29 protein-coding genes and 1 riboswitch are annotated in these 24,635 nt (G+C 74.5%); of the genes, 14 read left to right on the top strand and 15 right to left on the bottom strand.

The window, feature by feature from the left end; genetic code table 11:
• Positions 1–35: 35 nt before the first annotated feature.
• The 3 genes from ACIP4O_RS16070 (at position 36) to ACIP4O_RS16060 (ending at position 2,447) form a co-directional block, all read left to right on the top strand.
• Positions 36–1,058 (top strand): 6-phosphofructokinase, encoded by a 1,023-nt coding sequence (locus ACIP4O_RS16070; protein WP_401575066.1) that lies wholly within the window; start codon positions 36–38, stop codon positions 1,056–1,058.
• A 117-nt stretch (positions 1,059–1,175) separates the two neighbouring features.
• Positions 1,176–2,123: a cytochrome c oxidase assembly protein gene (locus ACIP4O_RS16065; protein WP_401575064.1), complete on the top strand. Its 948-nt coding sequence runs from the start codon at positions 1,176–1,178 to the stop codon at positions 2,121–2,123.
• Positions 2,124–2,291: 168 nt separating this feature from the next.
• Positions 2,292–2,447: a hypothetical protein gene (locus ACIP4O_RS16060; RefSeq protein WP_007829792.1), complete on the top strand. Its 156-nt coding sequence runs from the start codon at positions 2,292–2,294 to the stop codon at positions 2,445–2,447.
• Between the two features lie 133 nt (positions 2,448–2,580).
• On the opposite strand, the gene ACIP4O_RS16055 is transcribed toward ACIP4O_RS16060, so the two are convergent.
• A complete protein-coding gene (locus ACIP4O_RS16055; protein WP_401575063.1) occupies positions 2,581–3,093 on the bottom strand; it encodes an SSI family serine proteinase inhibitor in 513 nt (170 codons plus the stop codon).
• 288 nt (positions 3,094–3,381) lie between these two features.
• Here ACIP4O_RS16055 and ACIP4O_RS16050 point away from each other — a divergent pair, with 288 nt between their 5' ends.
• Positions 3,382–3,825 carry a hypothetical protein gene (locus ACIP4O_RS16050; protein ID WP_401575062.1) on the top strand — a complete coding sequence of 148 codons (444 nt, stop codon included), beginning with the start codon at positions 3,382–3,384 and terminating at the stop codon, positions 3,823–3,825.
• A 159-nt stretch (positions 3,826–3,984) separates the two neighbouring features.
• Here ACIP4O_RS16050 and ACIP4O_RS16045 read toward each other — a convergent pair whose 3' ends face one another.
• On the bottom strand, positions 3,985–4,350 hold the full coding sequence (locus ACIP4O_RS16045) for a hypothetical protein (protein ID WP_361334052.1): 366 nt from the start codon (positions 4,348–4,350) through the stop codon (positions 3,985–3,987).
• A gap of 38 nt (positions 4,351–4,388) precedes the next feature.
• Positions 4,389–6,296 carry a hypothetical protein gene (locus ACIP4O_RS16040; protein WP_401575061.1) on the bottom strand — a complete coding sequence of 636 codons (1,908 nt, stop codon included), beginning with the start codon at positions 6,294–6,296 and terminating at the stop codon, positions 4,389–4,391.
• 231 nt (positions 6,297–6,527) lie between these two features.
• Here ACIP4O_RS16040 and ACIP4O_RS16035 point away from each other — a divergent pair, with 231 nt between their 5' ends.
• On the top strand, positions 6,528–6,785 hold the full coding sequence (locus ACIP4O_RS16035) for a DUF4190 domain-containing protein (protein ID WP_164291176.1): 258 nt from the start codon (positions 6,528–6,530) through the stop codon (positions 6,783–6,785).
• Positions 6,786–6,800: 15 nt separating this feature from the next.
• Here ACIP4O_RS16035 and ACIP4O_RS16030 read toward each other — a convergent pair whose 3' ends face one another.
• The 7 genes from ACIP4O_RS16030 to ACIP4O_RS16000 form a co-directional block, all read right to left on the bottom strand.
• A complete protein-coding gene (locus ACIP4O_RS16030) occupies positions 6,801–7,577 on the bottom strand; it encodes an urease accessory protein UreD (RefSeq protein WP_401575060.1) in 777 nt (258 codons plus the stop codon).
• Positions 7,574–8,257 (bottom strand): urease accessory protein UreG, encoded by a 684-nt coding sequence (gene ureG, locus ACIP4O_RS16025; RefSeq protein WP_401575059.1) that lies wholly within the window; start codon positions 8,255–8,257, stop codon positions 7,574–7,576. Before ureG ends, ACIP4O_RS16030 begins: the two co-directional genes overlap by 4 nt.
• Positions 8,258–8,275: 18 nt before the next feature.
• Complete coding sequence (locus ACIP4O_RS16020; RefSeq protein WP_401575057.1) at positions 8,276–8,953, bottom strand: urease accessory protein UreF; 678 nt, start codon at positions 8,951–8,953, stop codon at positions 8,276–8,278.
• A gap of 116 nt (positions 8,954–9,069) precedes the next feature.
• On the bottom strand, positions 9,070–10,818 hold the full coding sequence (locus tag ACIP4O_RS16015) for an urease subunit alpha (protein WP_361334066.1): 1,749 nt from the start codon (positions 10,816–10,818) through the stop codon (positions 9,070–9,072).
• Positions 10,805–11,164 carry an urease subunit beta gene (locus ACIP4O_RS16010; RefSeq protein WP_401575056.1) on the bottom strand — a complete coding sequence of 120 codons (360 nt, stop codon included), beginning with the start codon at positions 11,162–11,164 and terminating at the stop codon, positions 10,805–10,807. The genes ACIP4O_RS16015 and ACIP4O_RS16010 overlap by 14 nt, the downstream gene beginning before the upstream one ends.
• Before the next feature lie 100 nt (positions 11,165–11,264).
• Positions 11,265–11,567: an urease subunit gamma gene (locus tag ACIP4O_RS16005; protein ID WP_361334072.1), complete on the bottom strand. Its 303-nt coding sequence runs from the start codon at positions 11,565–11,567 to the stop codon at positions 11,265–11,267.
• 563 nt (positions 11,568–12,130) lie between these two features.
• Complete coding sequence (locus ACIP4O_RS16000) at positions 12,131–12,427, bottom strand: type II toxin-antitoxin system Phd/YefM family antitoxin (RefSeq protein ID WP_401575055.1); 297 nt, start codon at positions 12,425–12,427, stop codon at positions 12,131–12,133.
• A gap of 151 nt (positions 12,428–12,578) precedes the next feature.
• Here ACIP4O_RS16000 and ACIP4O_RS15995 point away from each other — a divergent pair, with 151 nt between their 5' ends.
• From ACIP4O_RS15995 to ACIP4O_RS15985, 3 genes are all read left to right on the top strand, one after another.
• On the top strand, positions 12,579–13,217 hold the full coding sequence (locus ACIP4O_RS15995; protein WP_401575054.1) for a ClpP family protease: 639 nt from the start codon (positions 12,579–12,581) through the stop codon (positions 13,215–13,217).
• Between the two features lie 4 nt (positions 13,218–13,221).
• Positions 13,222–13,572: a hypothetical protein gene (locus tag ACIP4O_RS15990; RefSeq protein WP_401575053.1), complete on the top strand. Its 351-nt coding sequence runs from the start codon at positions 13,222–13,224 to the stop codon at positions 13,570–13,572.
• Between the two features lie 509 nt (positions 13,573–14,081).
• Positions 14,082–14,282: riboswitch (cyclic di-AMP (ydaO/yuaA leader) on the top strand.
• A gap of 3 nt (positions 14,283–14,285) precedes the next feature.
• Positions 14,286–14,762: a C40 family peptidase gene (locus ACIP4O_RS15985; RefSeq protein ID WP_361334079.1), complete on the top strand. Its 477-nt coding sequence runs from the start codon at positions 14,286–14,288 to the stop codon at positions 14,760–14,762.
• A 74-nt stretch (positions 14,763–14,836) separates the two neighbouring features.
• On the opposite strand, the gene ACIP4O_RS15980 is transcribed toward ACIP4O_RS15985, so the two are convergent.
• Positions 14,837–15,283, bottom strand: coding sequence for an ATP-binding protein (locus ACIP4O_RS15980; RefSeq protein WP_401575052.1), 447 nt, complete (start codon positions 15,281–15,283; stop codon positions 14,837–14,839).
• 330 nt (positions 15,284–15,613) lie between these two features.
• Between ACIP4O_RS15980 and ACIP4O_RS15975 the strand changes: the two genes are divergently transcribed.
• Entirely contained in the window at positions 15,614–16,042 is a 429-nt protein-coding gene (locus tag ACIP4O_RS15975; protein WP_361334086.1) for a GNAT family N-acetyltransferase, read from the top strand.
• Between the two features lie 158 nt (positions 16,043–16,200).
• Here ACIP4O_RS15975 and ACIP4O_RS15970 read toward each other — a convergent pair whose 3' ends face one another.
• Positions 16,201–16,458, bottom strand: a complete 258-nt coding sequence (locus tag ACIP4O_RS15970) for a hypothetical protein (RefSeq protein ID WP_401575051.1) — start codon at positions 16,456–16,458, stop codon at positions 16,201–16,203.
• A gap of 358 nt (positions 16,459–16,816) precedes the next feature.
• Between ACIP4O_RS15970 and ACIP4O_RS15965 the strand changes: the two genes are divergently transcribed.
• From ACIP4O_RS15965 to mug, 5 genes are all read left to right on the top strand, one after another.
• Entirely contained in the window at positions 16,817–18,151 is a 1,335-nt protein-coding gene (locus ACIP4O_RS15965; protein ID WP_401575050.1) for a hemolysin family protein, read from the top strand.
• Positions 18,148–19,176, top strand: coding sequence for a hemolysin family protein (locus ACIP4O_RS15960; RefSeq protein WP_401575048.1), 1,029 nt, complete (start codon positions 18,148–18,150; stop codon positions 19,174–19,176). Before ACIP4O_RS15965 ends, ACIP4O_RS15960 begins: the two co-directional genes overlap by 4 nt.
• A gap of 118 nt (positions 19,177–19,294) precedes the next feature.
• The gene (locus ACIP4O_RS15955) at positions 19,295–20,131 is read left to right on the top strand and encodes an SGNH/GDSL hydrolase family protein (RefSeq protein WP_401575047.1); all 837 of its coding nucleotides are present in this window, start codon (positions 19,295–19,297) and stop codon (positions 20,129–20,131) included.
• 109 nt (positions 20,132–20,240) lie between these two features.
• Complete coding sequence (gene purB / locus ACIP4O_RS15950; RefSeq protein WP_401575046.1) at positions 20,241–21,674, top strand: adenylosuccinate lyase; 1,434 nt, start codon at positions 20,241–20,243, stop codon at positions 21,672–21,674.
• A gap of 52 nt (positions 21,675–21,726) precedes the next feature.
• The gene (mug, locus tag ACIP4O_RS15945; RefSeq protein ID WP_401575045.1) at positions 21,727–22,272 is read left to right on the top strand and encodes a G/U mismatch-specific DNA glycosylase; all 546 of its coding nucleotides are present in this window, start codon (positions 21,727–21,729) and stop codon (positions 22,270–22,272) included.
• A gap of 38 nt (positions 22,273–22,310) precedes the next feature.
• Here the strand turns inward: mug and ACIP4O_RS15940 are convergent, their stop codons facing one another.
• From ACIP4O_RS15940 to ACIP4O_RS15930, 3 genes are all read right to left on the bottom strand, one after another.
• Positions 22,311–22,748, bottom strand: coding sequence for a hypothetical protein (locus ACIP4O_RS15940; protein WP_401575044.1), 438 nt, complete (start codon positions 22,746–22,748; stop codon positions 22,311–22,313).
• A 57-nt stretch (positions 22,749–22,805) separates the two neighbouring features.
• Positions 22,806–23,561 (bottom strand): ABC transporter permease, encoded by a 756-nt coding sequence (locus ACIP4O_RS15935; RefSeq protein WP_401575043.1) that lies wholly within the window; start codon positions 23,559–23,561, stop codon positions 22,806–22,808.
• 66 nt (positions 23,562–23,627) lie between these two features.
• Positions 23,628–24,557: an ATP-binding cassette domain-containing protein gene (locus ACIP4O_RS15930; protein ID WP_401575042.1), complete on the bottom strand. Its 930-nt coding sequence runs from the start codon at positions 24,555–24,557 to the stop codon at positions 23,628–23,630.
• Between the last annotated feature and the right edge of the window lie 78 nt (positions 24,558–24,635).

The following is a 24,635-nucleotide window of genomic DNA, read 5'->3' as shown; positions in this document are numbered from 1 at the left end:
GTGTCGAATCCAGGTTGCGAAGGTGTTTCAGGCCCATGCGCATTGGCGTGCTGACGTCCGGTGGGGACTGCCCGGGGCTCAATGCGGTCATCCGCTCCGTCGTCCACCGGGCGGGCTCCCTCGGTGACGAGGTGATCGGATTCCACGACGGCTGGCGCGGGCTCCTGGAGTGCGACTGGCGGCCCCTCGACCACGACGCCGTCGCCGGCATCCTCGCGCAGGGCGGGACCGTGCTCGGTTCCTCGCGGGTGCGGCCCGCGCACCTGCGCGACGGCGTGGAACGGGCGCGGGCGCACCTCGCGGACCTCGGCCTCGACGCGGTCGTGCCGATCGGCGGCGAGGGCACCCTCAAGGCCGCGAAACTGCTCTCGGACGCCGGGCTGCCCATCGTCGGCGTGCCCAAGACGATCGACAACGACATCGCGGCGACGGACGTCACCTTCGGTTTCGACACGGCGGTCGGGGTCGCGACGGACGCGCTCGACCGGCTCAAGACGACCGCCGAATCGCACCAGCGGGTCCTCATCGTGGAGGTCATGGGCCGGCACACCGGCTGGATAGCGCTGCACTCCGGGATGGCGGCGGGCGCGCACGCGGTGCTCGTGCCCGAGCGGCCCTTCGACGTCGCCGAGGTCGCCGAGCGGGTCGGGGCGCGCTTCGACGCGGGCAAGCGCTTCGCGATCGTCGTCGTCGCGGAGGGCGCGAAGCCGCTGCCGGGCACGATGAAGTACGAGGACGGCGAGCGCGACGTCTACGGGCACGAGCGCTTCTCGGGCGTCGCCCGTCAGCTGTCCCTGGAGCTGGAGGACCGGCTCGGCAAGGAGGCCCGCCCCGTGATCCTCGGGCACGTGCAGCGCGGCGGGACCCCGACCGCGTACGACAGGGTCCTCGCCACGCGCTTCGGGCGCGAGGCGGTCGAGGCCGTGCACCGGGGCGAGTTCGGGCGGATGACGGCGCTGCGCGGCACGGAGATCACCATGGTGCCGCTCGCCGACGCGGTCGCGACGCTCAAGACGGTGCCCGCGGCGCGGTACGAGGAGTGCGAGACCGTGGTCTGAGCGCGGCCTGAGCCGTACCGGCGCGCCGGCGACCGGGCTGGGCGACCCGCGCGCGGGAGCGTGGGTCGCCCGTCCTAGTCTGGTGCGGACAACCGGTACGAAATCAGGAGTCTGCGGATGGATCACAGCGGGCACGGCATGATGTCCGATCTGCCGCCGTTCACGCTGGGGCGAGGACTCGAACCCTCCCTGGACGTGTTCTTCCTCGTCGCCTGCCTGCTGGGGCTCGTGCTCTACGGCTGGGGCGTGGCGCGGCTGCGGCGGCGCGGCGATTCCTGGTCCTGGGGGCGGACGATCCCGTTCGTGCTCGGGGTGCTGACGGTCATGCTCGTGATGTGTACGAAGCTGAACGACTACGGCATGGTCATGTTCAGCGTGCACATGGTGCAGCACATGGTGATCAGCATGCTGTCGCCGATCCTGATCCTGATGGGCGCCCCCACGACGCTCGCGCTGCGCGCGCTGCCGGTCGCGGGGCGGGGTCGCAAGGGACCGCGCGAGTGGCTGCTGTGGCTCCTGCACAGCCGGTACATGCGGGTCGTCACGCATCCGCTCTTCACCATCCCGCTGTTCATCGCGAGCCTCTACGCGCTGTACTTCACGCCGCTCTTCGACTTCCTCATGGAGTCGAGCGTCGGGCACCTGGCGATGATGGTGCACTTCCTCGCGGTCGGCATCGTGTTCTTCTGGCCGATCATGGGCGTGGACCCGGGGCCGCACCGCCCCGGCTACCTCATGCGGATGCTGGAGCTCTTCGCGGGCATGCCCTTCCACGCCTTCTTCGGGATCGCGCTCATGATGGCGTCCACGACGATGGTCGACACCTTCGACAACCCGCCCGCCTCGCTAGGCCTCGATCCGCTCTCCGACCAGACCGCGGCGGGCGGCATCGCCTGGGCGTTCAGCGAGGTCCCCTCGGTCGTCGTCCTCCTCGTCCTCCTCGTGCAGTGGTACGGCTCCGAACAGCGCCAGGCCCGCCGCAAGGACCGTGCGGCGGACCGCGACGGGGACGCGGAGCTGAACGCGTACAACGACTACCTGGCGTCGCTGCGCACCAGGGGCTGACGAGGCCCGCAGGGCCGATCAGCGTCGGCTGAGCCGAAGGGACCGGCTCGGGCGCTCCCGGAGGCGAAGCCGACGCAATAGAGAGGTGGCGTGAGTGCGGCCGTTCGGGTGAGGATGGTGGGACGGGTCTCGTCCCCGGGGCCCGGTGGCCGGAGAGGCGGACTCGGTATGCCTGGCACCACGAAGACCATGGGCGTGTTCACCATCGGCGGGCTGGTGGTGGTCACCGCGTACACCGTGGCCCTCGGCAGCAACGGCTGGCTGTGGTTCGGCTGGGTCGTCCTCGGTCTTCTCACGCTCGCGATGACGATGACCCAGGACTGAGACTCGGCGGACTCGACGCGTACGGCGCTTCACGACAGGTGAGGGGCGGCTCCCGGACCGGGGCCGCCCCTCGCTCGTGTACGAGCCCTTCTCCTGTGCGGGCCGCGTCGGCGTCCCGTACCGCGATCCCCGTTCAGAAACGGAAGACGTCCCCCGTCTCCTCGCCGAGCACGCACGTGTTCGCGTACGTGCGGTGCCAGGCCGTGGAGCGGCCGAGGTAGCTGCCCGTGACGCTCACCGTGACCGGCTGGTACCGCTTGACGCAGTTGCGGGGCTCGCCGCGGAGCTGGTCGAGGCGGCCGCCGACGGTGGCGAGCGCGGCGCAGGCCCCGGCGGCGTGCGGGTGGGTGCCGCTCGCGGGGCGTGTGGCGCAGTCCAGCGTGACGCCCTTGATCCACGTGGCGTCCTCGGCGGAGACGCTCAGGAAGAGGCCGCGTGCGGACCCGTCCTCGGTGAGCCGGGCCCCGGGGTCGCCGGGCGCCGGTGTGTCGCGGGGCGTGTCGCGCTCGGTGGACTCGGCGCTGCCGGGGGCGGGGCGTTGCAGGGTGGGGCGGTCGGCCGGGGGCGGGGGCGGCGCGGCCTGAGCGGTCGGCAGCAGCGCCGTACCGGCCAGGAGCGCCACCGCGAGGGTGGTGACGAGACGCATGAAGGACTCCTCGTGCGGACGGTGGTTCCGCGCCCGCACGGGCGGGCGCCCGCGCTCACCCCTCCCCGGCCGCCGGGCACGGGCGACGGGGCTCCCGGTGCGGGCACGCGCACGGGTGAGGGCGCGCGGCCGTACGGCGGAGCGTGCGCAGGCGTGCCGGGCGACCCCGGCGCGCTCCGTCCGCCGGGCAACCCGGTGGCCCTCCAGCCCCTCTGTACGGGTGGAAGAACAGCGTGCGGTGGCGGAGCTGTACGCGGGCAGCGCTCGAAGCGGCGAGGAAGGCACGTCATGGACGACAGCGGGTTCTGGCCGCTGCGCGCGGTCACGGGGGTGCTGCTGCTGAGCGGGGGGCTGCTCGGCACCGCGGCGGCGGTGCGCGCGGCGGTGCGGCAGCGGCGGCTGCCCGGGGGCCGGGCGCTCGCCCGGGTCGTGGACACGCTGCTCGTCGGGCCCCCGGCGGGGTCCTGGCACCACGGCCCCGAGCGGCAGGCGCTCCTGGAGTTCCGTACGCCCGAGGGACGGCTCGTCCGGCTGCGGGACACCTCGGGCGAGGTGCGGCTGAGGGGTGATCTCGTGGTGGTGCGGCATCCTCCGGGCGAGCCGGAGCGCGCGGTGTGCCCGCCGCCCGGCGAGAGCGCGGACCCGGTGCCCGTCGTGCTCGGGCTGGTGGTGTGCGCGGTGTGCACGGGGGTGGGCGCGCTGCTCGTGGGCCGGGCGCTCCTCGCGGGGTGAGCGGGGCGGCGGGCCGGGGGCGTGCGGACGCGAGGGCGTGCGGGCGCGGGGGCGTGCGGGCGCGGGGCCGGTCCGTACGGGTCGGGCCGGCGGGACGCGTACCGGCTCGTGCCCCCACACGTACCGGGCCTGCCGCTTCTCCCGTCGCCCCCGTCCGCGTCAGCCTCCCGTCACCCTGGCCTCTCCCCCGCCGCCCTCCGGGTCCCAGCCGAGGGCGACGAGGCCGCGGTGGATGGCCTCTCGGCGGGCCTCGTCGATGGCGTCCATCTTGAGGTCGGCGCGGGCGCGCTGGTCGACGGCGAGGGCGAGGTCGGCGTCGAGGTGGCCGGTCTCGCGCCAGGCACGCAGCCGCGTGTCCTCGGCGTTGCGGTAGCCGAGCGTCTCCTCGTACTCGTGCGTGCCCTCGGTGGCGGCGCTCAGCTGGCCCTCCCACTCCGAGAGCCTGCGCGAGAGATGGACGTCGACGGCCTCGCGGGCGAGGTCGGCATCGGAGGAACCGCGTCCCCCCTGTGGCGTTTCGCTCATTCTCGTACCGTATTACGCCCCCACCGAGGCGCAAACGGTCAGCTGTCGACGCCGCTCGATCCGAATCCCTTCGCTGTGTAGGCGCACTCGGTGTAGGTGTACCCGCCCCGCACCTTCACCGTGTCGGTGGCGGGGGAACCGCTGAGGGTGCTGCCGCTCCTCGGCTTGTGCAGGAAGTACGTCGTGCCCGCGGGGAGCCTCAGGGTCTTGCTCGGGTACTTCTTGCCGGACGGGCAGGGCTTGAAGGAGGGGCTGAGGGTGTCGGCCCACTCGTAGCGCTCGCAGCCCCCGCAGGCGTCGAGGCGGAAGCTGCCGGTGACCGGGCCGGTGTAGAGCACTTCGACGGCCTCGGGGCTGTCGTTGCGGACGGTCACGCTGATGGAGCCGCCGGACGAGGTCGTCGGCTTGACCTTTCCCGCGGCGGGGAGTTCGTCGGCGACCTGCGCGGCGATGACGTACTTGCGGGCGAGCGGGGCCCGGCCGTCCTTGCCGTAGTGGGCCGTGAAGTCGCGCATGCGCGTCTGCGTGGCCGCGTAGTCCTTGTCGTGGTAGGCGGCGAGCGCGCAGTTCCACGTCTTCGTGGGCAGGCCTCCCTTCGCCCGGTCCGCCTGGCGGCCGAGGGCGGTCACCGTGGCGGCGGGCGCGCCGTCGGCCTTGGCGACGGAGGTGGCCTGGCCGGCGAGCGTCTTGAGGGACTCGGTGGCCTCGCACGGCGACGCGCCGCCCTTGTCCCGCAGCGAGAAGCTGACGTGTTTCTCCACCTCGGGCGCGACCTTGCCCGCCTCGGGGCTGTCGGGGTAGTCCTCCAGGAGGGCGGTGAGGTGGTACTCGGCGGTGGAGGAGTCAGCGGTGCCGAGCCCTGTGATGCCGCAGCCGTAGAGCGAGGTCGCCAGCCGCGGTTCGGGCCAGGCCACGAGCTCCTTCGGGACGCGGCCGGTGCCCATCGTGTCCGGCACGGTGAGCAGGTGGCGCAGGGGATCGACGGCCGCGCAGTAGTCGCGCTTGTCGAAGGGCGCGCCGACCGTGCGGTAGTACGTGCGCAGCCGGGCCGGGACCTTGTGCGCCGCCGCCGAGTCGGGGTGGTCACGGCTCAGGTCGCGGTACGTCGTGAGCGCCGTGGAGAACGCCGACTCGTGGCCCGCGTAGCCGGAGGTCCTGTAGCGGGCCACGGTGCGGTCGGCCTCGCCGAGCCGGTCGAGCAGTTGCTTCTCCAGGCGCGCGTGCTGGGCGCGGTCGCGGGCCGCGTCGTACTGGGAGCCCGCGAGGACGGGCGCGGCGAGCAGGACGAGGGCGAGACCGAGGACGGGCACGGTCGGCACGCGGCGCGCGGTGCGCAGTCCGCGCGCCGCCGCGTGGGCGGCGAGCAGCACGAGGACCACGAGCCAGCCGACGACGAGGGCGGGCGGCACGCCGTCGGGGTCGGCGGGCAGGGCCACGAAGGCGAGGACGCCCGTGCTCGCGAGGGCCACGGCGAAGCCGCCCCAGGAGCGCAACAGGGCGTGCCCGAGGCCGAGTCCGCTCAGGTCGAGCAGGGCGAGGCCGAGGGCGCGCGGGATATCGCGCGGACCCTGCGGGGCGGCGGGCCCGCCGGGGGGTGGGGCCGGCGCGGTGGGCGGACCGGGCGGGTGGAGGGGCGGCGGGGGGAAGTGGGCGGGGCCGCCGGACTGGGCGGGGATCGCGGCTTGGGTGGGGTCGCCGGAGCGGGGTGGGGTCCCGGGCTGGGTGGGGAATCCGGGCTCGGTCGGGCTGTAGGGGGCGCCGAAGCCGGTGGCCGGCCGTGGGTCCCGCGACGGGCGCGGCGGTGTGTCTCGCTCAGTCTCCCGGGGCGGGCCGAAGCCTTCGGGCGGTGGGCCGAACGCGCCGTCCGGCCCGGGCGCGAAGCCTCCGCCGCCCGAGGTTCTCGCGTCCTCCGGCTCTCCGGGCGCGCCCTGCTGAGGACCTGTCATGTACTCCCCCTGTCGTGCGTGCGGCACCCGTGTCCCGACCCCCCGGGTCAACGCCGGGCGCCTACGCATGGTTTACCACCGCGCACCCGTCCGTGAACATCGGGGCCCGTGCCGCTCGCGCGCCTTCGCGGCGGCCCCGCGCGAACGGCCAGGCATGACCGGCCCGTTCCGGGAAACCCGTCCGCTGACGGCGACCGCACACGGCGGGGCCTCCTACGAGAAGGGGTACGCATGAGCGGGTACGGAGCGGGACGGACGCGCGGGACGACGAGCGGTCTGGCGATAGCGTCGCTCGTCCTCGGCATCGTGGGACTCTTCTTCTTCTCCATCCTCTTGGGCCTGCTGGCCCTCGTCTTCGGTTACGTCGCGCTGCGCGGCACGGGCCGCCCCGGCATGGCCAAGGCGGGTCTCGTCCTCGGGGCGGTGGACCTGGTCCTCGGCATCATCCTCATGGCGACCAACGGTTTCGGTCTCTACGTGGGGGCCTGACCTCGGGGCGTGTGCTCACGCGTCCCGCCGACCCAGCGCCTGCGCCGCCTCGTCCAGGAGGCGGCGCAGGCGCAGTGCGTCGGGGGCGAGCGCGCTGACGAGGACGGCCGGCCCGTCGAGCGGCAGCAGCGCGGAGCCGTGCGCGAGGGGGCGCGCGTCCCGCTCTCGCTCCTCGAATTCCGGAGCAACGAGGAGGAGTTGACCGATCGCGCGGAGTCCCGCCGTGCCCGCGGGGCCGTCCCAGCCCGGCGGTGCGCCCGTACCGAGACAGGTCTCCTGGTCCAGGAGCGGGCGTCCGGCGAGGCAGACGGTGAGGCGCGAGGTGATCCGGCCCGGCGACTCGCCGCTGCGGCCCAGTACCTGTTCCTCGCGCAGGGTGAGCCGCGCGCCTTCGGCGAGCGTGACGCGGGTGTGCTGCGCGAGGTCGCTCCCCGCGACGGCGACGACGGGTTCGGGCAGCCACTCCAGGTGTCCGTCCCCCGCCGCCTCCAGGTCCACGGTGTACGTGGAACGGGGCGTGGACTGCCCCGGCAGGGCGAGCGTCGCCGCGACGGAGCCGACGCGCAGCCGCGCCCCGTGGCCCGCGTGCGCCCGTACCTCGTACGCGTCCCCGCCGAGCGGGCCGCCCATCGCGCCGACGAGCACGACGTGCGCGGCTCCCGGGGCGCCCCGCGTGCGGCGCACCGCGAGCGGGCCCTCGCCGCTCAGCACCGGCAGCGCGGTGCCGCCCCGCCCGTCCGCGCGCGCCTCGATCTGTACCCGGGCACGGGCCCCGGCCGCGGCCGTCGTCATCCGCGCGCCCGCCACGCGCGGTGCCGCGCCCGCACCCACTCCGCGACCGGGCCCACGCCCTCGGGCCCGCGCAAGGACTGGAGGAGGACGGGGAGTTCGCCGCGCGCGTGCGCCGCGTCCTTCGCCATCCGGCCGAGGTCGGAGCCGACGTAGGGGGCCAGGTCCGTCTTGTTGACGATCAGGAGGTCCGCCGTCGTGACGCCCGGGCCGCCCTTGCGCGGGATGTCGTCGCCGCCCGCGACATCGATGACGAAGATCTGCGCGTCCACGAGGCCGCGCGAGAAGGTCGCCGTGAGGTTGTCGCCGCCGGACTCGACGAGGATGACGTCGAGCGGTCCCGTCGCCGCCTCCAGTTCCTCGACCGCCTCCAGGTTCGCCGAGATGTCGTCCCTGATCGCGGTGTGCGGGCAGGCGCCCGTCTCGACGGCGGTGATGCGCTCGGGCGGCAACACTCCTTCCTTCAGCAGGAATTCGGCGTCCTCGCGGGTGTAGATGTCGTTGGTGACGACGGCGAGGGACAGTTCGGCGCGCAGGGTGCGGCACAGCGCGGCGACGGTCGCGGTCTTGCCCGAGCCGACCGGGCCGCCGAGGCCGAGCCGCAGCGCGCGGCGGCGGCCGTCGGGCAGGTGGGCGTCGGCGCTGAGCGCGGGCGGTGCGTCGTGGGAGTGGTCGAGGTGCACGGGGCGGCTCCAGCGGTCCTAGGTGGTGAACAGCTTGTGCGGGCGGCGGGCGTGGTGTTCGGCGGCGAGGTCGAGCAGCGGGGCCGCGCGGGCGGGGAGTGTGTCGGGGCCCTCGGTGCGGGCGCGGGCCGCGTGCGCGAGGGCCTCGGCGGCCAGCGTGTCGAGTACGGGGGCGAGTCGGGCGAGGACGCGGGTGGCGTCGAGCGGGTCGAGGCTGAGCAGGCGGACGGTCGCGCTCGCGGGAGCCCCGACGCTCTCGTAGAGGCTCGCGGCGGCGGCTTCGGCGGGGCCGAGCCCGGCGGCGCGCGCGGTGAGGCCGAGCACGACGGGCTGGTGGAGGCCGCGCGGGTGGTGCGCGGCGACGGCGTCGAGTACGGGGTCGGGCCAGGCGGCGCGGGCGGCGCGCAGGAGCTGGCGGCCGAGCCTGCGGGCCGCCGCGCGCAGGGCCGGGGAGGGGGTGCGGGCGTCGGCGGCGCGGTCGAGTGCGAGCGGGTCGAGCCCGGCGGCAGCGGCGGCGGCGAGCGAGGCGGCGACGAGGCCGGTGGTGTGCGCGCGGCCGAGGCAGTACGCGTACAGGTCCTCCGGGCCCTTGATCCGCCCGGCGGCGACGGCCTCCTCGGCGCCGCCGGAGTGCGCGTGGCCCCCGGCGGGGAGCCTGCCGTCGGCGAGGACGAGCAGCGCGGAGGGGACGGGCACGGACGGCACCTTTCTCGCGGGGGATCGTGCGGGCGGGGCTGGCGTGCGGGGCGCGGGGCCCGCGTCCGGGGCAGGGCTGGCGGGTGCGGGGCGGGCTCGCGTGCGGGGCGGGGCGATCAGAACAGGAAGTACCGCTGTGCCATGGGCAGTTCAGAGACCGGTTCCGGTTCGACGAGTTCCCCGTCGATCGTCACGGCGAAGCTGTCGGGCGCGACCTCGACGCGGGGCAGCGCGTCGTTGAGCCGCATGTCCGCCTTGCCGAGGCCGCGGGTCGAGCGGATAGCGGTGAATTTCCGTCGCAGACCGAGGCGTTCGGGAAGAGCGTCGTCAAGTGCGGCCTGGGTGACGAAGTTGAGTGAGAGCCCGGCGGGTGCGGCGCCCATGGCACCGAACATGGGGCGGGGCAGGACGGGTTGGGGCGTGGGGATGGAGGCGTTGGCGTCGCCCATCTGGGCCCAGGCGATCTGCCCGCCCTTGAGGACGAGTTGGGGTTTCACGCCGAAGAACGCCGGGTCCCACAGCACGAGATCGGCGAGCTTGCCCGGCTCGACGGAGCCGACCTCGGCGTCGAGGCCCTGCGCGAGCGCCGCGTTGATCGTGTACTTCGCCACGTACCGCCGCGCGCGCAGGTTGTCGGCGCGCCCGTCGCCCGGGAGGCTGCCGCGCCGCCGCTTCATGACGTGCGCGGTCTGCCACGTCCGCAGGACGACCTCGCCGACGCGGCCCATGGCCTGGGAGTCCGAGGACATGATCGAGATGGCGCCGAGGTCGTGGAGGATGTCCTCGGCGGCGATCGTCGAGGGGCGGATGCGGGACTCGGCGAAGGCGAGGTCCTCGGGGACCGCCGGGTTGAGGTGGTGGCACACCATGAGCATGTCGAGGTGTTCCTCGACGGTGTTGACGGTGTGCGGGCGGGTCGGGTTGGTGGAGCTGGGCAGGATGTGCGGGAGCGAGACGGCCGTGATCATGTCGGGCGCGTGGCCGCCGCCCGCCCCCTCGACGTGGAAGGCGTGCAGGGTGCGCCCGCGTACGGCGGCGAAGGTGTCACCGACGAAACCGGCCTCGTTGAGCGTGTCGGTGTGGATGGCGAGCTGCGCGCCGGACTCCTCGCACACGTCGAGGCAGGCGTCGATGACGGCGGGGGTCGCGCCCCAGTCCTCGTGGATCTTGAACCCGACGGCTCCCGCGCGCAGTTGGTCGCGCATCGAGGCGTACGAGGTGGTGTTGCCCTTGCCGAGGAAGCCGAGGTTGACCGGACTGTGCTCCAGGGCCTCGAACATGCGGGCCAGGTGCCAGGAACCCGGTGTGATGGTGGTGGCCTTCGTGCCCTCGGCCGGGCCCGTACCGCCGCCGACCATCGTGGTGATGCCCGAGCCGATCGCCTCGTCCACGAGCCCCGGCGAGATGAAGTGCACGTGGGTGTCGATGCCGCCGGCGGTGAGGATCTTCCCGTTGCCCGCGATGATCTCCGTCTCGGGGCCGATGACGAGGTCCGGGTGCACGCCGTCCATCGTGTCGGGGTTCCCGGCCTTGCCGAGCGCGACGACACGGCCGTCCCTGATCCCCACGTCGGCCTTGACGACGCCCCAGTGGTCGAGGACGACGGCGCCCGTGACGACGGTGTCGGGGGTGCCGTCCGCGCGGCTCGCGCGGGACTGGCCCATCGACTCGCGGATGACCTTGCCGCCGCCGAAGACCGCCTCCTCGCCCGCGCGCCCGGGGCCGCCGCAGCGGTCCTCCTCGATCTCGACGAGGAGGTCGGTGTCGGCGAGACGGATACGGTCCCCGGTCGTGGGCCCGTAGAGGTCGGCGTACGCGGGCCGCGCGAGCGCGTGGGCGCGGGGGCTCGGCTCAGGTGTCGTCACGGATGGCTCCCTCGTCCTGGACGGCGGTGGGGGTACGGGCGTCGAGCGGGCCCGCCGTCTCGCCGCGCAGGCCCGCGACGAAGCGGGCGCCCGCGAGCGGGACGAGCGCGACCTCGGCGGGGATGCCGGGCTCGAAGCGGACGGCCGTCCCGGCGGGGATGTGCAGCCGCTTGCCGTGCGCGGCCGCACGGTCGAAATCGAGGCCCGGGTTCGCCTCGGCGAAGTGGTAGTGCGAGCCGACCTGGACGGGCCGGTCGGCGCGGTTGAGGACGGTCACCACGGTGACCTCACGGCCCTCGTTGTAGGCGACGGGCTCCTCGGCGTACAGGATCTCTCCGGGAATCACGCGGGGCCTCCCCCTGGGGACGACGGGCTCGGACGACGGACTCGGGCGACCGGCTCGGGCGACCGGCTCGGACGGCCGGCTCGGACGGCCGCCCGGTGGTTCAGACGATCGGCTCGTGGACGGTGACGAGCTTGGTGCCGTCGGGGAAGGTCGCCTCGACCTGCACCTCGCGGATCAGCTCGGGGATGCCGTCCATGACATCGGCGCGCGTGAGCACTTCGCGTCCCGAGACCATGAGTTCGGCGACCGTACGGCCGTCGCGCGCCCCTTCGAGCAGGTGCGAGGTGATGAGGGCGACGGCTTCGGGGTGGTTGAGCCTGAGCCCCCGCTCCCGCCGCCTGCGCGCCACGTCGGCGGCCACATGGATCAGCAGCCGTTCCTGCTCGTGCGGGGTGAGTTGCACGCGCGTTCCACCTTCCACTCGTCCTGCCGGGGCTTGCCCCGGCGTGGCGAAGCCGAGGCTAACCGCGAACGGTTTCAGGCGCGTTAAGCGAGGCGACGGGCGCGGGGGCCGGGAGGTGCGCGGTCGCGGCGGGGGCGGTCGGGTCCGTATACGGGCGGGGTGCTCGGCCTGCCTTCGGTGGCGTTCACGTCGAGCGGTGCCGGTCGCGGTTTCCGGGGCCGCGTCCTGACCAGGGCCAAGCTGAGCGAACCGCCCTGGCACGCGGTCCGGGCGACGGGCCTGCTCCTCGCGGGCGTTTTCGCGCGCGTCCTCGCCTCCGTGCACTCCGCGCCCACCGCCGAGGGCTTCACCAAGGTCTCGGCACGGTACGCGGATCAGCCCGCCCGTACTCGGCTGGTGGCGCCAGGAGGGCGGGCGCGCCCTCGCCTTCGCGAGCGACGCGCACGAACCGGCGCACCTCGCGCGTCGCTTCGGGGAGGCCGTACGCGTGGCGGGCCGGGCGCGCTTCCGACTCGGGCGGAACCCGTACGGCTTCTGGGTGCGCAGCGGAGGGGGCGCGGGCGTCAGTGCGGCTGCCCCGGTGGGCGGTGTTCGGCCGCGATGCCGAAGCGGAAGGGGTCCGCGGGGGGTGGGGGTTCGGGCAGTGAGGTGACGCTGCCGAGGGAGGCGGCGGGCCGCGCCACTTCGGCGGCCTCCTGGGCGTCGAGGGCCGCGAGGCGGTCGAGGTCGGCCGCCGAGACGAGGGCGGCGAGGGGTTTGCCGTGGCGGGTGACGACGACGCGTTCCTCGCCGTAGACGACCCGGTTGATCAGGTCGGCCAGCTCGGCGCGGGCTCGCGTCACCGGGATCTCGTAAACCATGGCATCCACCTTAAATCGCGCGACCGCTCTCGCTGTCGGCGTAATCCGTGCGTCCTTGTTGCGCGAGGCCCCGCAGCTGACACAGACTCACGTACGTTCTGTACAGAATTTACAGGACGTACATTTTGAACGCAGCCCAGGAGGCACTGCCTTGCCGTCCATCGACCGGTCCCCCTTCGCCCGCCACGTCCTCCCCGAGTTCACCGAGCTCACCAGCTACGGGACCCGCACTCTTGACCCGTACTCCCGGCTCCTGGAAGGTCGGATCGTGTTCCTCGGCACGCCGCTCGACGACACGGCGGCGGCGGATCTGGTGGTACAGCTCATGCACCTGGAGTACACGGCCCCCGACCAGGACATCTCCCTCTATCTCAACTGCCCGGGCGGCAGCTTCACCGCGCTGACCGCCGTGTACGACACCATGCGGCACCTGGCGTGCGACGTCGCGACGTACTGCCTCGGGCAGGCCGTCTCCGTGGGCGCGGTCCTGCTCGCCTCCGGGGCTCCCGGCAAACGTGCGGCCCTGCCGGGGGCGCGGATCGTGCTGCGACAGCCCGAGCTGCCCGAGGCGATGCGAGGGCAGCCGAGCGATCTGGCGGTGTGGGCCGAGGAGTTGGCGCGCGAACGCCGCACGACGGAACGGCTCCTCGCGCAGCACACCGGACGAACGCGGGAGCGGGTGCACGAGGACATGGAACGCGATCTCGTCCTGACGGCGGCGGAGGCACAGGCGTACGGGATCGTCGACGCCCTCGCCGACCGGCGCGCCCCGCACTCCGGGACCAGGTGAGCGCGTGCTGCCGCCCGAACTCCCGCCGCTGCCCGCGCTGACCCGCGCCGAGGGCGAACTCGTCGACCACTACCTCGCCACCGCCGAGCTGCTCGGGCGGGTCAATCCCGCGCGCGGCGACGACACGTACGCCGCCCTGCGCGCCGCCCAGGCGCTCGTCACCGAGGTGACGCGACTGCGGGACGCGCTGGCGCTGATGCACGCGCGCGGCGAGACCGAGCTGCACCGGGCCACGCTGGAGCGGGCCTTGCGCGTCCTGGACGGCGAACGCCGGGCGGGGCGCGTCGCGGTGCCGCCCGCCGGGGCGGCCGACGCGGGCAACGGGAGCGCGGGAGACGGCGGGCGGGAACGCTGAGCGGGGCCGGAACGCTGAGCGGACGGGCACACTGAGCAGCCGCGCGCCCGCTGGGCGGCCGGTAGCGCCGCGCGGCCGTTGGCGCCGCGCGGCCGTTGGCGCCGCGCGGGCGCGCCCGCGCGGGCCGTTCGCGGTGCACGCGGGGCGTGAAGTCCGCGCCGGACGGCGCATAACCCTTCGTAACCCTTCACATGCATGCGCTCCGCGACCATTCGTGTCCGTAGCGCGACGCGCGACGGCCGAACGGAGGACCCCCCAATGACGTACGCCCGAGTCGGCGCCACGTCGCCCGCGGTTGCCCCCGCGGTCCGCGATCCGCCCCGCGCGCAGGGCGTCAGCGCTGGTCGACGGCTCGTCCCGCCCAAATGGCCCCGCACCTGACGGACTTTCGCCACCCAATCGCCATACGGGTGACTAAGCTCACATAAGCCGGTTTTCATTCGGTATCCGGCGGTGTCGTGCGTCAAGATCGCTCCCGACGACAAGCCCCCGCCGCCGCGGCGGGGCGGTCCGGGCGGACGCCGAGTCCCGTCCGCCGCCCGGACGCCAGGTCGACACGGAGTGGATCGGCGGGAGTGGAGGACCCGAGCACGGCGGTCCGGGCCCGGAAACGGGCGCCGGTCCTTGGGGTGAAGCCGCGTGAGCGGCCGGGCATCTTCGCCAGTCCGAACCCGACAGGTCATCCTTCACAGGCGGTTGACGAAGGGTTACGCATGCTGGTGCGCAATCGAGTTCCCGTCCTGCTCTCCCGGACCGGCGCGGTATCGGTCCTCACCCTCGCCGCCGTGGGCGGCACCGTCCTCGTCCCCGGCGCCTCCGGAGAGGCCTCGGCGGCGGTCCGGATCTCCGCGAAGGCGCTCAAGGTCGCGGCGTCCAAGAAGGGCGCCCCCTACCGCTGGGGCGCGACGGGCCCGCATCGCTTCGACTGCTCGGGCCTGACGCTCTATTCGTTCAAGAAGGCGGGCAAGTCCCTGCCCCGTACCGCGCAGGCGCAGTACAACCGGACCCGGCACGTCTCGGCCGGGAAGCGCACCAAGGGCGACCTGGTGTTCTTCCGCTCCGGCGGCGGCGTCTACCACGTGGGCATCTACGCCGGGAAGAACAAGATCTGGCACGCCCCCAAGACGGGAGACGTGGTCAAGCTCGAAAAGATCTGGTCGAAGCGGGTCTCGTACGGACGCGTGCGGTAAGCGGCGGGCGCGCGCGGGTTCATGAGCCTGAGGCCTTGAGCCCCCGGCTCGTGGGGCGGGCTCGTGGCGGGGGCTCAGCCCTCCGGCACGGCAGCCGCGCGCGCCGGTCGCCAGGGCAGCGCGACCAGGACCGTCTTGCCGCCCTGCGGCGTCGGGACCACCGAGAGCCTGCCGCCGTTCTCCGCCGCGAGGAAGCGGATGATCGCGAGACCGCGCCCGTTGTCCTGCTGGACGGCGGCGGGGAGGCGGCGCGGGGGGCGCGGGTGGGAGTCGGTCACGCCGACGCGCAGGAGTTCGTCACGGTCGAGCGAGACGGTGACGGTGAAGAACGGGGATCGTCCGCCCGTGTGCAGGACGGCGTTGGTGACGAGTTCGGAGACGATCAGGCGCACCGCGTCGGCCAAGTCGTCCCGCGCGGGCAGTCCCCACTCCGCGAGGAGCGTGCCGACGAACGCGCGCGCCTCGGGGACCGAGGCGGCGTCGCTCGGCAGCGTGACGGAGGCTTCCTGGTGATCGGCCATGACAACCTGCCCCTTTCCACCGGGCGTCCGCACGGCGCACCGGGTCGGTGGTTCGCGACAGCCTGCCACCAGCACGGGGCGCGTTCCGGAGACTGTGCGCCACTGTCGCCCGAAGCGGTGAAGCCTGCTACGGCAGAGCGGATTCCACGGCGCGGGGAGGCGCGCCCGAAGTACGAGGAGGGGCGTCCGAGTACGGGACGGAGCGGCCCGGAGCACGGAAGCCGGAGCGGCCCGGAGCGCGGGACGGGAGCGGCGCGGGGGGCGGGGCGGAGCCGTCCGCATCGCGAAACCCCGGTGCCCCGCGCACGTACCGCCTGGTTGGCTCCGCGCATGACCTCACCTGCCGAGCCGCGCATACGTCACGCCGTGCCCGCCGACATCGCCCCTGTCCTCGCCTTCTGGCGCGAGGCCGCCGAGGGGACGAGCATCAGCGACGACCCCGCCGGGGTCCGCCGCCTCCTCGACCGCGACCCCGAGGCGCTGCTGCTCGCCGAGCGCGACGGCACACTCGTCGGCACGGTGATCGCGGGCTTCGACGGCTGGCGCTGCTCCGCGTACCGCCTCGCCGTCCATCCCGCCTACCGCCGCCAGGGCATCGCGACGGCCCTCCTCGACGCGATGGAGGAGCGTTTCGCCGCGCTGGGCGGTCGCCGCGTCGACGCGATGGTCCTGGAGGAGAACACGCGCGCGCACGGTGCGTGGGGCGCGGCGGGGTACGTACGCGAGGAGCGGTGGCGACGCTGGGTGAAGCCGGTGTGACGGGACCGTCGGACCGGGTGTGACGGGCCGACGTGACGGGGTACCGGGACCGGGCCGGCGTGACGGGTGGTGGCCTCAGCCGCGGGCCCGCCGCCCCCGCTCCGCCCGCCCACTGCGCAGCCGCATCGCCCGCCACAGCGCTGCCGCACCCGGGCTGCTCACCGGAGGCCGCTCGTGCGGGGCGAGGCAGCAGGCGTCGTGCGCGATCCACGCCTCGCCGTAGTCCCCGGTGGTGTCCTCCCGGCCAGGCGCCCCCCTGCGAGGTGGAAGACCTCGGTGTCGGCGAAGTGCCAGGCGGGGAGGGGCTTGGGCACGAGGGCGATCCAGCCCTGTTCGGGCGGCTCCTCGCCCGGCGCGAGTACCCGTACGGGATCAGACGTGGCGTGTGCGCGGTAGACGTCGCCCTCGTCGCGCACGACGCGGCGCACCGTACGGAACGCGCAGCCGGGACACCGCACCAGGACCCCGTAGCCCCACGCCGGCAGCGGCCCTGCGCCATCAGGTCCACGCCCTGCCCCCTCCCCGCGGCCCCCGGGCGCGAGCCGCGCGTGGTTCCGGGCGGAGGAACGCGCGGAGCCGGAAGAGGACACGCCCCTCCCCTCCCCTCCCCTTTGCTCATCCTTTACTCTTGCGTGACCGGCCCTTTTCGATCCGCGAATCGTGGCCCTCCACCACTTCCGAAAGGTGTGAGCGTCCGCCCATGGGCGAGCCTCCCAGTCCGCGCCCCCGCGCGATCCCCGTCTCCGTCTCCGTCCTCGTCTCCGGAGGAATGCGGTGACGGAACTCCTCCTTCTCGGCCTCGCCGTTCTCCTCGCTCTCGTCTGCGGCGTCTTCGTGGCTGCCGAGTTCTCCCTCACGACCGTCGAGCGCGGGGCGCTGGAGGCCGCCGTGCGGCGGGGCGAGCGCGGGGCCCGGCACGCGCTCGCGGCCGTGCGACGGCTCACCTTCCAGCTCTCCGGCGCGCAGCTCGGGATCACCGTGACCAACCTGGTCATCGGGATGCTCGCCGAGCCCTCCGTCGCCGCCCTGCTCGCCGCGCCGCTCGGCGCGCTCGGGCTGCCCGCCGGAGCCGTCACGGCGCTCGCGCTCGTGCTCGGCACGGTGCTCTCGACCGCGTTGCTCATGGTCGTCGGCGAACTCGTGCCGAAGAACTGGGCGATCTCCGCGCCGGAGCGCGTCGCGCGCGCCGTCGCCGGTCCGCTGCGGCTCTTCTCCTTCCTGCTCCGCCCGTTGATCAAGCACCTCGACACGACCGCGAACCGCGCCGTGCGCCGCCTCGGGCTGGAGCCGGCCGAGGAGATCGCGTCGGCGCGCGGGCCGGGGGAACTCGCGGCCCTCGCCCGGCACTCGGCCCGCGCGGGCACGCTCCCCGCGGGGACCGCCGAGCTGTTCGTGCGCACGCTCGGCCTCGGCGCGCTCACGGCGGGCGCCGTCATGACGCCCCGCGTCGACGTCGTCGCCGTCGCGGCCGGCGAGCCCGCCGAGCGCGTCCTCACGGCGGCCCGCCGCACCGGCCTCTCGCGCTTCCCCGTGCACCGGGGCGACGGGCTCGACGAGGTGTGCGGCACCGTGCACGTCAAGGACGTCCTGGCGCTCCCGGCCGCCGCGCGCGCGACGACACCGGTCCGCGCCCTGCTCGCGGCGCCCGTCCTCGTCCCCGCGACCCTGCCGGTCGACCGGCTGCTCGACCGGCTCAGCGGTGCCGGGGCGATGGCCCTCGTGATCGACGAGTACGGCGGCACGGCCGGGCTCGTCACCCTGGAGGACGTCGTCGAGGAGGTCGTCGGCGACGTGCGCGACGAGCACGACCCGCGCGAACGGCCCGCGCTCGTACGGGCCGGGAGCGAGGACGGGCGCGCGGTGTGGGCCGCCGAGGGCTCGCTGCGCCTCGACCGGCTCGCGGGGCTCGGTCCCGTCCTCCCCGAGGGTCCGTACGAGACCCTGGGCGGCCTCGTCGCCGCCGAGTTGGGGCGCGTCCCGCGCGCCGGGGACACCGTGCGCGTCGCCGGGTGGGAGCTGCGGGTCGACAGCGCCGACGGGCGTCGCGCCGGGCGCGTACGTCTCCTCGCACAGGGCCCGGACGCGCGGACGAAGGAGCTGAGCCGGTGATCGCGTCGCAACTGCTCATCGCTCTCGCCACGCTCCTGGCGAACGCCTTCTTCGTGGGCGCCGAGTTCGCGCTCATCTCCGTGCGGCGCGCGCAGGTGGAGCCGCGCGCGGAGGCCGGGGACAGGCGGGCGCGCCGTGTGCTGTGGGGCCTGGAGCACGTCTCCGGGCTCATGGCGGCGGCGCAGCTCGGCATCACACTGTGCACGCTGGTGCTCGGAATCGTCGCCGAACCGGCGATCGCACACCTCCTGGAACCGGGCTTCGACGCCGTGGGCCTGCCGCACGGGCTCGTACACCCGGCCGCGTTCCTCGTGGCGCTCGCGCTCGCGACGTACCTGCACATGCTGCTCGGCGAGATGATCCCGAAGAACGTGGCGCTCGCCGACCCCGTGCGCGCGGCGCTGTGGCTCGGTCCGCCGCTCGTGGCCCTCACGCGGGCGCTCGGACCGGTGATCGCCGGGGTGAACGCGGTGGCGAACGGGGTGCTGCGGCTGCTGCGCGTCGAGCCGAGGGACGAGGTGACGGCGGCGTTCTCGGACGAGGAGCTGGCGCGTCTCGTGGGCGACGCGCACGCGGCGGGGCTGCTCGACGCGCGCTCCGGGCGGCGGCTGCGGGACGCGCTGGCGCTCGGCCGCAGGCCCGTACGGGACGTGGCGATCCCGCCGGACCGCCTCGTGACGGCCCCGCTCGGGACGACCCCCGACGGGCTCGTGGCGCTCGCCGCCGTATCCGGGTACTCGCGCTTCCCCGTCGCGGACGCGGACGGGCGGCCCCTGGGCTACCTGCACGTCAAGGACGCGCTCGGCCCGCGCCCCGCCGACCTCCCCTTCGCCCCGCGCGAGCTGCGGCCCCTCCCCCGCCTCGCGGCCAAGACCCCGCTCGACGAGGCGCTGACCGCGCTGCGCGCCGAGGGCGCCCACCTCGCGGCGGTCACCGCCCCGGGCGAGGGGCTCGTGGGCCTCGTCACGCTGGAGGACGTCCTGCGGGAGCTGATCGGCGGGGGGACGGAGGCGGTGGCGATGTGAGCGGCGCGCGGAGGCGGCCGGTACGGGCGGTAGCGGCCCGAGCGGCGGAACGGGGGGTGAGCCCTGCCGCCGCCGGGCTCGCCCCGTCCCCGTACCGGCCGGTACGATCGCACTCGCCATGTCGATCAATGCCACCTACACCAGCCTGGTCGCCGTCGGGGACAGCTTCACCGAGGGCATGTCGGACCAGTTGCCCGACGGGTCCTACCGGGGGTGGGCGGACCTGCTCGCCGCCCGCCTCGCGACCCGTACACCCGGATTCCGGTACGCCAACCTCGCCGTGCGCGGCAAGCTCATCGAGCAGATCGTGCGCGAACAGGTCGGTCCCGCCGCGAAGATGGGCGCCGACGTCGTGACCCTCGTCGGCGGGCTCAACGACACCCTGCGCCCCAAGTGCGACATGGGCAGGGTGCGGGGGCTGCTCGAAGAGGCCGTCGAGACCCTGGCGCCGAGCTGCGAGCAACTCGTGCTCATGCGCAGCCCGGGCCGGCAGGGCCCGGTCTTCGACCGCTTCCGGCCGCGCATGGAGGCCCTGTTCACGTGCATCGACGAACTGGCCGCCCGGCACGGGGCGTTGGTCATCGATCTCTACGGCTCGGCGGCGCTCGGCGACCAGCGGATGTGGGGCGTCGACCGCCTGCACCTGACCGACGAGGGGCACCGCAGGGTCGCGGAGGCGGTCTGGCAGGGGCTCGGCCTGGCGGCCGAGGACGACTGGACCAGCCCGCTGCCCGCCCCCGTACCTCCCTCGTGGTTCCGGCGCCGGGTCGCGGACGCGAGCTTCACGCGGGCGCACCTGCTCCCCTGGATCGGCCGCCGCCTGACCGGCCGCTCCTCGGGCGACGGCCGCTCGGGGGCGCACTTCAGCCTCGAACACGGCGAGGGCTTCTGGATCACTCCCTCCGACTCCACGGACCCCGGCCCCGTGACGGGCTGGCGCCGCACGGACTCCTGACCGGTCGGCGGGCCGCGGAGGCGGAGAGCGGCGCGCCCCGCGTTTGGAGCTTCCTCCGAAGACGACCGGCGCGCCTACCTGCGGGAACCGCCAAGTAGACTGCGACCTCGTGACTGCGAAGCCCCGTATCCCCAACGTCCTGGCAGGCCGCTACGCCTCCCCCGAGCTGGCCGAGCTCTGGTCGCCCGAGCAGAAGGTGAAGCTGGAGCGCCGGCTGTGGATCGCCGTGCTGCGCGCCCAGCGCGACCTCGGCATCGAGGTGCCCGAGGGGGTGGTCGAGGACTACGAGCGCGTCCTCGACACCGTGGACCTCACCTCGATCGCGGAGCGCGAGAAAGTCACCCGGCACGACGTGAAGGCCCGCATCGAGGAGTTCAACGCCCTCGCCGGGCACGAGCACGTGCACAAGGGCATGACCTCGCGCGATCTCACCGAGAACGTCGAGCAGCTCCAGACGCGGCTCTCGCTCGAACTCATCAGGGACCGCGCGGTCGCTGTCCTCGCGCGGCTCGGCAAGCTCGCCGGTGAGTACGGCGAGCTGGTCATGGCCGGGCGCTCGCACAACGTCGCCGCGCAGGCCACGACGCTCGGCAAGCGCTTCGCCACGGGCGCCGACGAGCTCTTCGTCGCCTACGGGCGGGTCGAGGAACTGCTGCGCCGCTACCCGCTGCGCGGCATCAAGGGCCCGGTCGGCACCGCGCAGGACATGCTCGACCTGCTCGGCGGCGACGGCGAGAAGCTCGCGGAGCTGGAGCGCCGGATCGCCGCACACCTCGGCTTCGGCGAGGTCTTCACCTCGGTCGGCCAGGTCTACCCCCGCTCGCTCGACTACGAGGTCGTCACGAGCCTCGTGCAGCTCGCCGCCGCGCCCTCCTCGCTCGCCAAGACGATCCGTCTCATGGCGGGCAACGAGCTGGTCACCGAGGGCTTCAAGCCCGGGCAGGTCGGCTCCTCCGCGATGCCGCACAAGATGAACACCCGCTCCTGCGAGCGCGTCAACGGCCTCATGGTGATCCTGCGCGGCTACGCCTCGATGACGGGTGAGCTGGCGGGCGACCAGTGGAACGAGGGCGACGTCTCGTGCTCGGTGGTACGGCGCGTCGCGCTGCCCGACGCGTTCTTCGCGCTCGACGGCCTCCTGGAGACCTTCCTCACCGTGCTCGACGAGTTCGGCGCCTTCCCCGCCGTCGTCGCGCGCGAACTCGACCGCTACCTGCCCTTCCTCGCCACGACCAAGGTCCTCATGGGCGCGGTGCGCGGCGGCGTCGGGCGCGAGGTGGCGCACGAGGCGATCAAGGAGAACGCGGTCGCGACGGCCCTGGAGATGCGCGAGAAGGGCGCCGCGCGCAACGACCTGCTCGACAAGCTCGCGGCCGACGAGCGCCTGCCGCTCGACCGTGACCAGCTCGCGGCCCTCATGGGCGACCCGCTCTCCTTCACGGGCGCGGCCCGCGACCAGGTCGCCGCCGTCGTCGCGCGCGTCGAGGCCGTCGTCGCCGAGCGGCCCGAGGCCGCCGGCTACGCCCCGGGCGCGATCCTCTGAACCGCCCTGCCCCACGCTCACCGTCCGCCCTCCGGGCCGGGCGGTGAGCGCCGTGCGTTTCACCCCCGAAGAGCTGGAGGCGGCGCGGGACAAGCTGCTCCCCGATGTCGTGGCCCCCGGCCTGCGCGTGCTCTTCTGCGGGATCAACCCCGGTCTCCTGTCGGCCGCGAGCGGCCACCACTTCGCCCGCCCGGGCAACCGCTTCTGGCCCGCGCTGCACCTCTCCGGGTTCACGCCGCGTCGCCTGCGCCCGGACGAACAGGGCGAGTTGCTGTCGTACGGGCTCGGGATCAGCAATGTCGTCCAGCGGGCTACGGCGCGGGCGGGGGAGCTGAGTGCGCAGGAGTTCCGCGCGGGCGGTGCGGCGCTCGCCGCGAAGGTGGCCGGGCTCGGGCCCGCGTGGCTCGCTGTCGTCGGGATCACCGCGTACCGCGCGGCCTTCGACGCGCCGAAGGCCGTGATCGGGCCGCAGCAGGAGCGGGTGGGCGGGGCGCGGGTGTGGGCGCTGCCCAACCCGAGCGGGCTCAACGCGCACTGGTCGCTCGCGGCGATGGCGGAGGAGTTCGGTCGGCTGCGGGAGGCGGCGGAGCTGGCGTAGGCCCTGTCGTCGAATTCCCGTCTGCCGAACGCTCTCCCTCAGGGCGGGTCCTCCGTCGTCGTGAAGGCGATGAGGGCGAGGGGGAGTCCGGGGCCGTGGTGGGCGGTGCCGATTCCCGTCCAGCGGTCCGCGCGGCGCCACAGGTGGAGGTCGGGGACGGTGCGGACGAGGAGGTCCCAGGGGGCGGGGAGCCTTTCGTCCGCCGCCCTGAGCGCGGCGCCGGTGAGGGCGAAGCGGTCGGGCGGGCCCCAGCCCCGCACCGTCAGGAGCAGCGACAGGGCCTCACGTTCAGATTCGAACTGGTCTTCGAACTCCGCCGTCGCGGTGTCCGCCGCGTTCCCCGCCGGCGCGAGGAGCAGCGTGATGAGGTGGTGGTTCGGGCCCGAACTCTCGTACCCCGCAAGTGAGTCGGCGTCCGGGAACGGCAGGGCGCACAGGGACTCGATGGTGTCCAGGTGCTGGGCCGTACCGCTCATGCGTTCCAGTAAACCGGGCCGCCGCCCGCCCCCGTACGGCGCCCCCCGGCGACGGCCTCAGACGTCGCGCGCACGCAGCCGCCACCAGCCCGCGCCGACCGCGAGCGCCGTCCACAGCGCGAGTACCCCGAGTCCCGTCCAGGGGCCGAGCGGCCCGTCCGCCGGTGCGGCGCGCAGGACGAGTTGCCCCGCCGTCGCGGGCAGGAAGCGGGCGGCACCGCCCGCCGTGACACCGACGACGAACGGCACGAGGAAGAGCACCGCGATGGTGAGCGACAGCGTCGCGACGCCGTGCCGCAGCCACGTCGCGACGCCGGTCGCGAGCAGGCCCACGAGCGTGAGGTAGAGGGCGCAGCCGATGACGGCGCGCCAGGCGGTGGCGTCCGCGGGACCGACCTCGGGGTCGCCCGTGGCGAGCCGCGCGCAGAGGATGGTGAGGACGCCGGCGAGAAGACCGGCGAGCAGCAGGTGCGCGGCGGTGGCGAGGAGTCGCGCGGCGTAGGCGCGGCCTCGCCGGGGCACGGCGAGGAGCACGTGGGCCCCGCCGTCGCCCGCGAGTTGTCCCGTCACCACGAGGGTGCCGAGGACGAGCGCGGTGAGCTGGCCGAACATCACCCCGAAGAACGCGTTGTACAACGGGTCCGCGTCGCTGCCGCCGTTCGCGAAGGCGAAAGTCGTCACGGCGGTCAGGAGGGGCACGAGGGCGAGCGTGAGGACGAGCGAGCGCAGCGTACGGATGCGCAGCCGCTCGGCGCGCACGGCGGCGGCGAGGGGCGAAAGGGCGGGCGGGGCCGCGGTCGGCGGGGTCGTCATGAGGGGCTCCTGGGTGGTGGGTGGTACGGGGACGGGGCGGGCGAGCCGCGGGCGGATGCGCGGGCGTCAGCCCTTGGCCGGGGTGGCCGGGCGGCCGCGGTGCGCGCCGGTGCCCTCGGTGAGCGCGAGGTAGGCGTCCTCCAGCCCGGCGTCCTCCGCGCGCAGTTCCAGGACGCCGAGCCCCTCGGCCGCCGCGACCGCGCCGACGTCGTCGGGCCGCGCTCCCGGCACGCTCCACACCCCTTCCTCACCGGGCAGCACCTGGTGGCCGCGCGTGCGCAGCGCTTCGGCGAGGCGTTCGCCGTCGGTGCTGCGGAAGCGGACGACGCGAGCGGTGCGGTCCGCGAGGAAGGCGCCGAGGGGCTGGTCGGCCAGCAGCACACCACCGCCGATGACGAGGAGGTGGTCGGCGTACCGCGCGGTCTCGTGCATGAGGTGGCTGGAGACGAGCGCGGTGCCGCCCGCGTCGGCGTGCGCGCGGAGCAGTCCGCGCAGCCACGTCATGCCCTCGGCGTCGAGGCCGTTGGCGGGTTCGTCGAGGACGAGCACCTCGGGGTCGCCGAGGAGCGCCGCGGCGATGCCGAGGCGCTGGCGCATACCGAGCGAGTACGTGCCGACGCGCCGCCCGGCGACGTCGGTGAGGCCGACCCGGTCGAGCACCTCGTCCGCGCGGGCCGCGGGGATGCCGTTGCTCGCGGCCTGGACCCGCAGGTGGTCGCGTGCGGAGCGGCGGGGGTGGGCGGCGTCGGCGTCCAGGAGGGCGCCGACGCGGCGGAGCGGCGTCGTGAGCGCGGGGTACGGGCGGCCGTCGACGAGAGCGGTGCCGGAGGTGGGGCGGGCGAGGCCGAGCAGCAGCCGCAGCGTGGTGGACTTGCCGGAGCCGTTGGGGCCGAGGAAGCCGGTGACCCGGCCGGGGGCGAGGGAGAAAGTGAGACCGTCCAGGACGCGGCTCCCGCCGTACTCCTTGGTGAGTTCGTGCACGTCGATCGCTGTCATGCCCCGAGCCTCGCGCCCGGCTCCCGTCGCCGCCTCCCCCGCCGAGGGGGACCCTCTCCCCCGTACGGGGGAGCCCTC

Source organism: Streptomyces sp. NPDC088923 (genome assembly GCF_044749745.1).
Lineage (GTDB): Bacteria > Actinomycetota > Actinomycetes > Streptomycetales > Streptomycetaceae > Streptomyces.
Note: the sequence above shows the minus strand (reverse complement) of the source record. Positions and strands in the feature narration are given on the sequence as shown.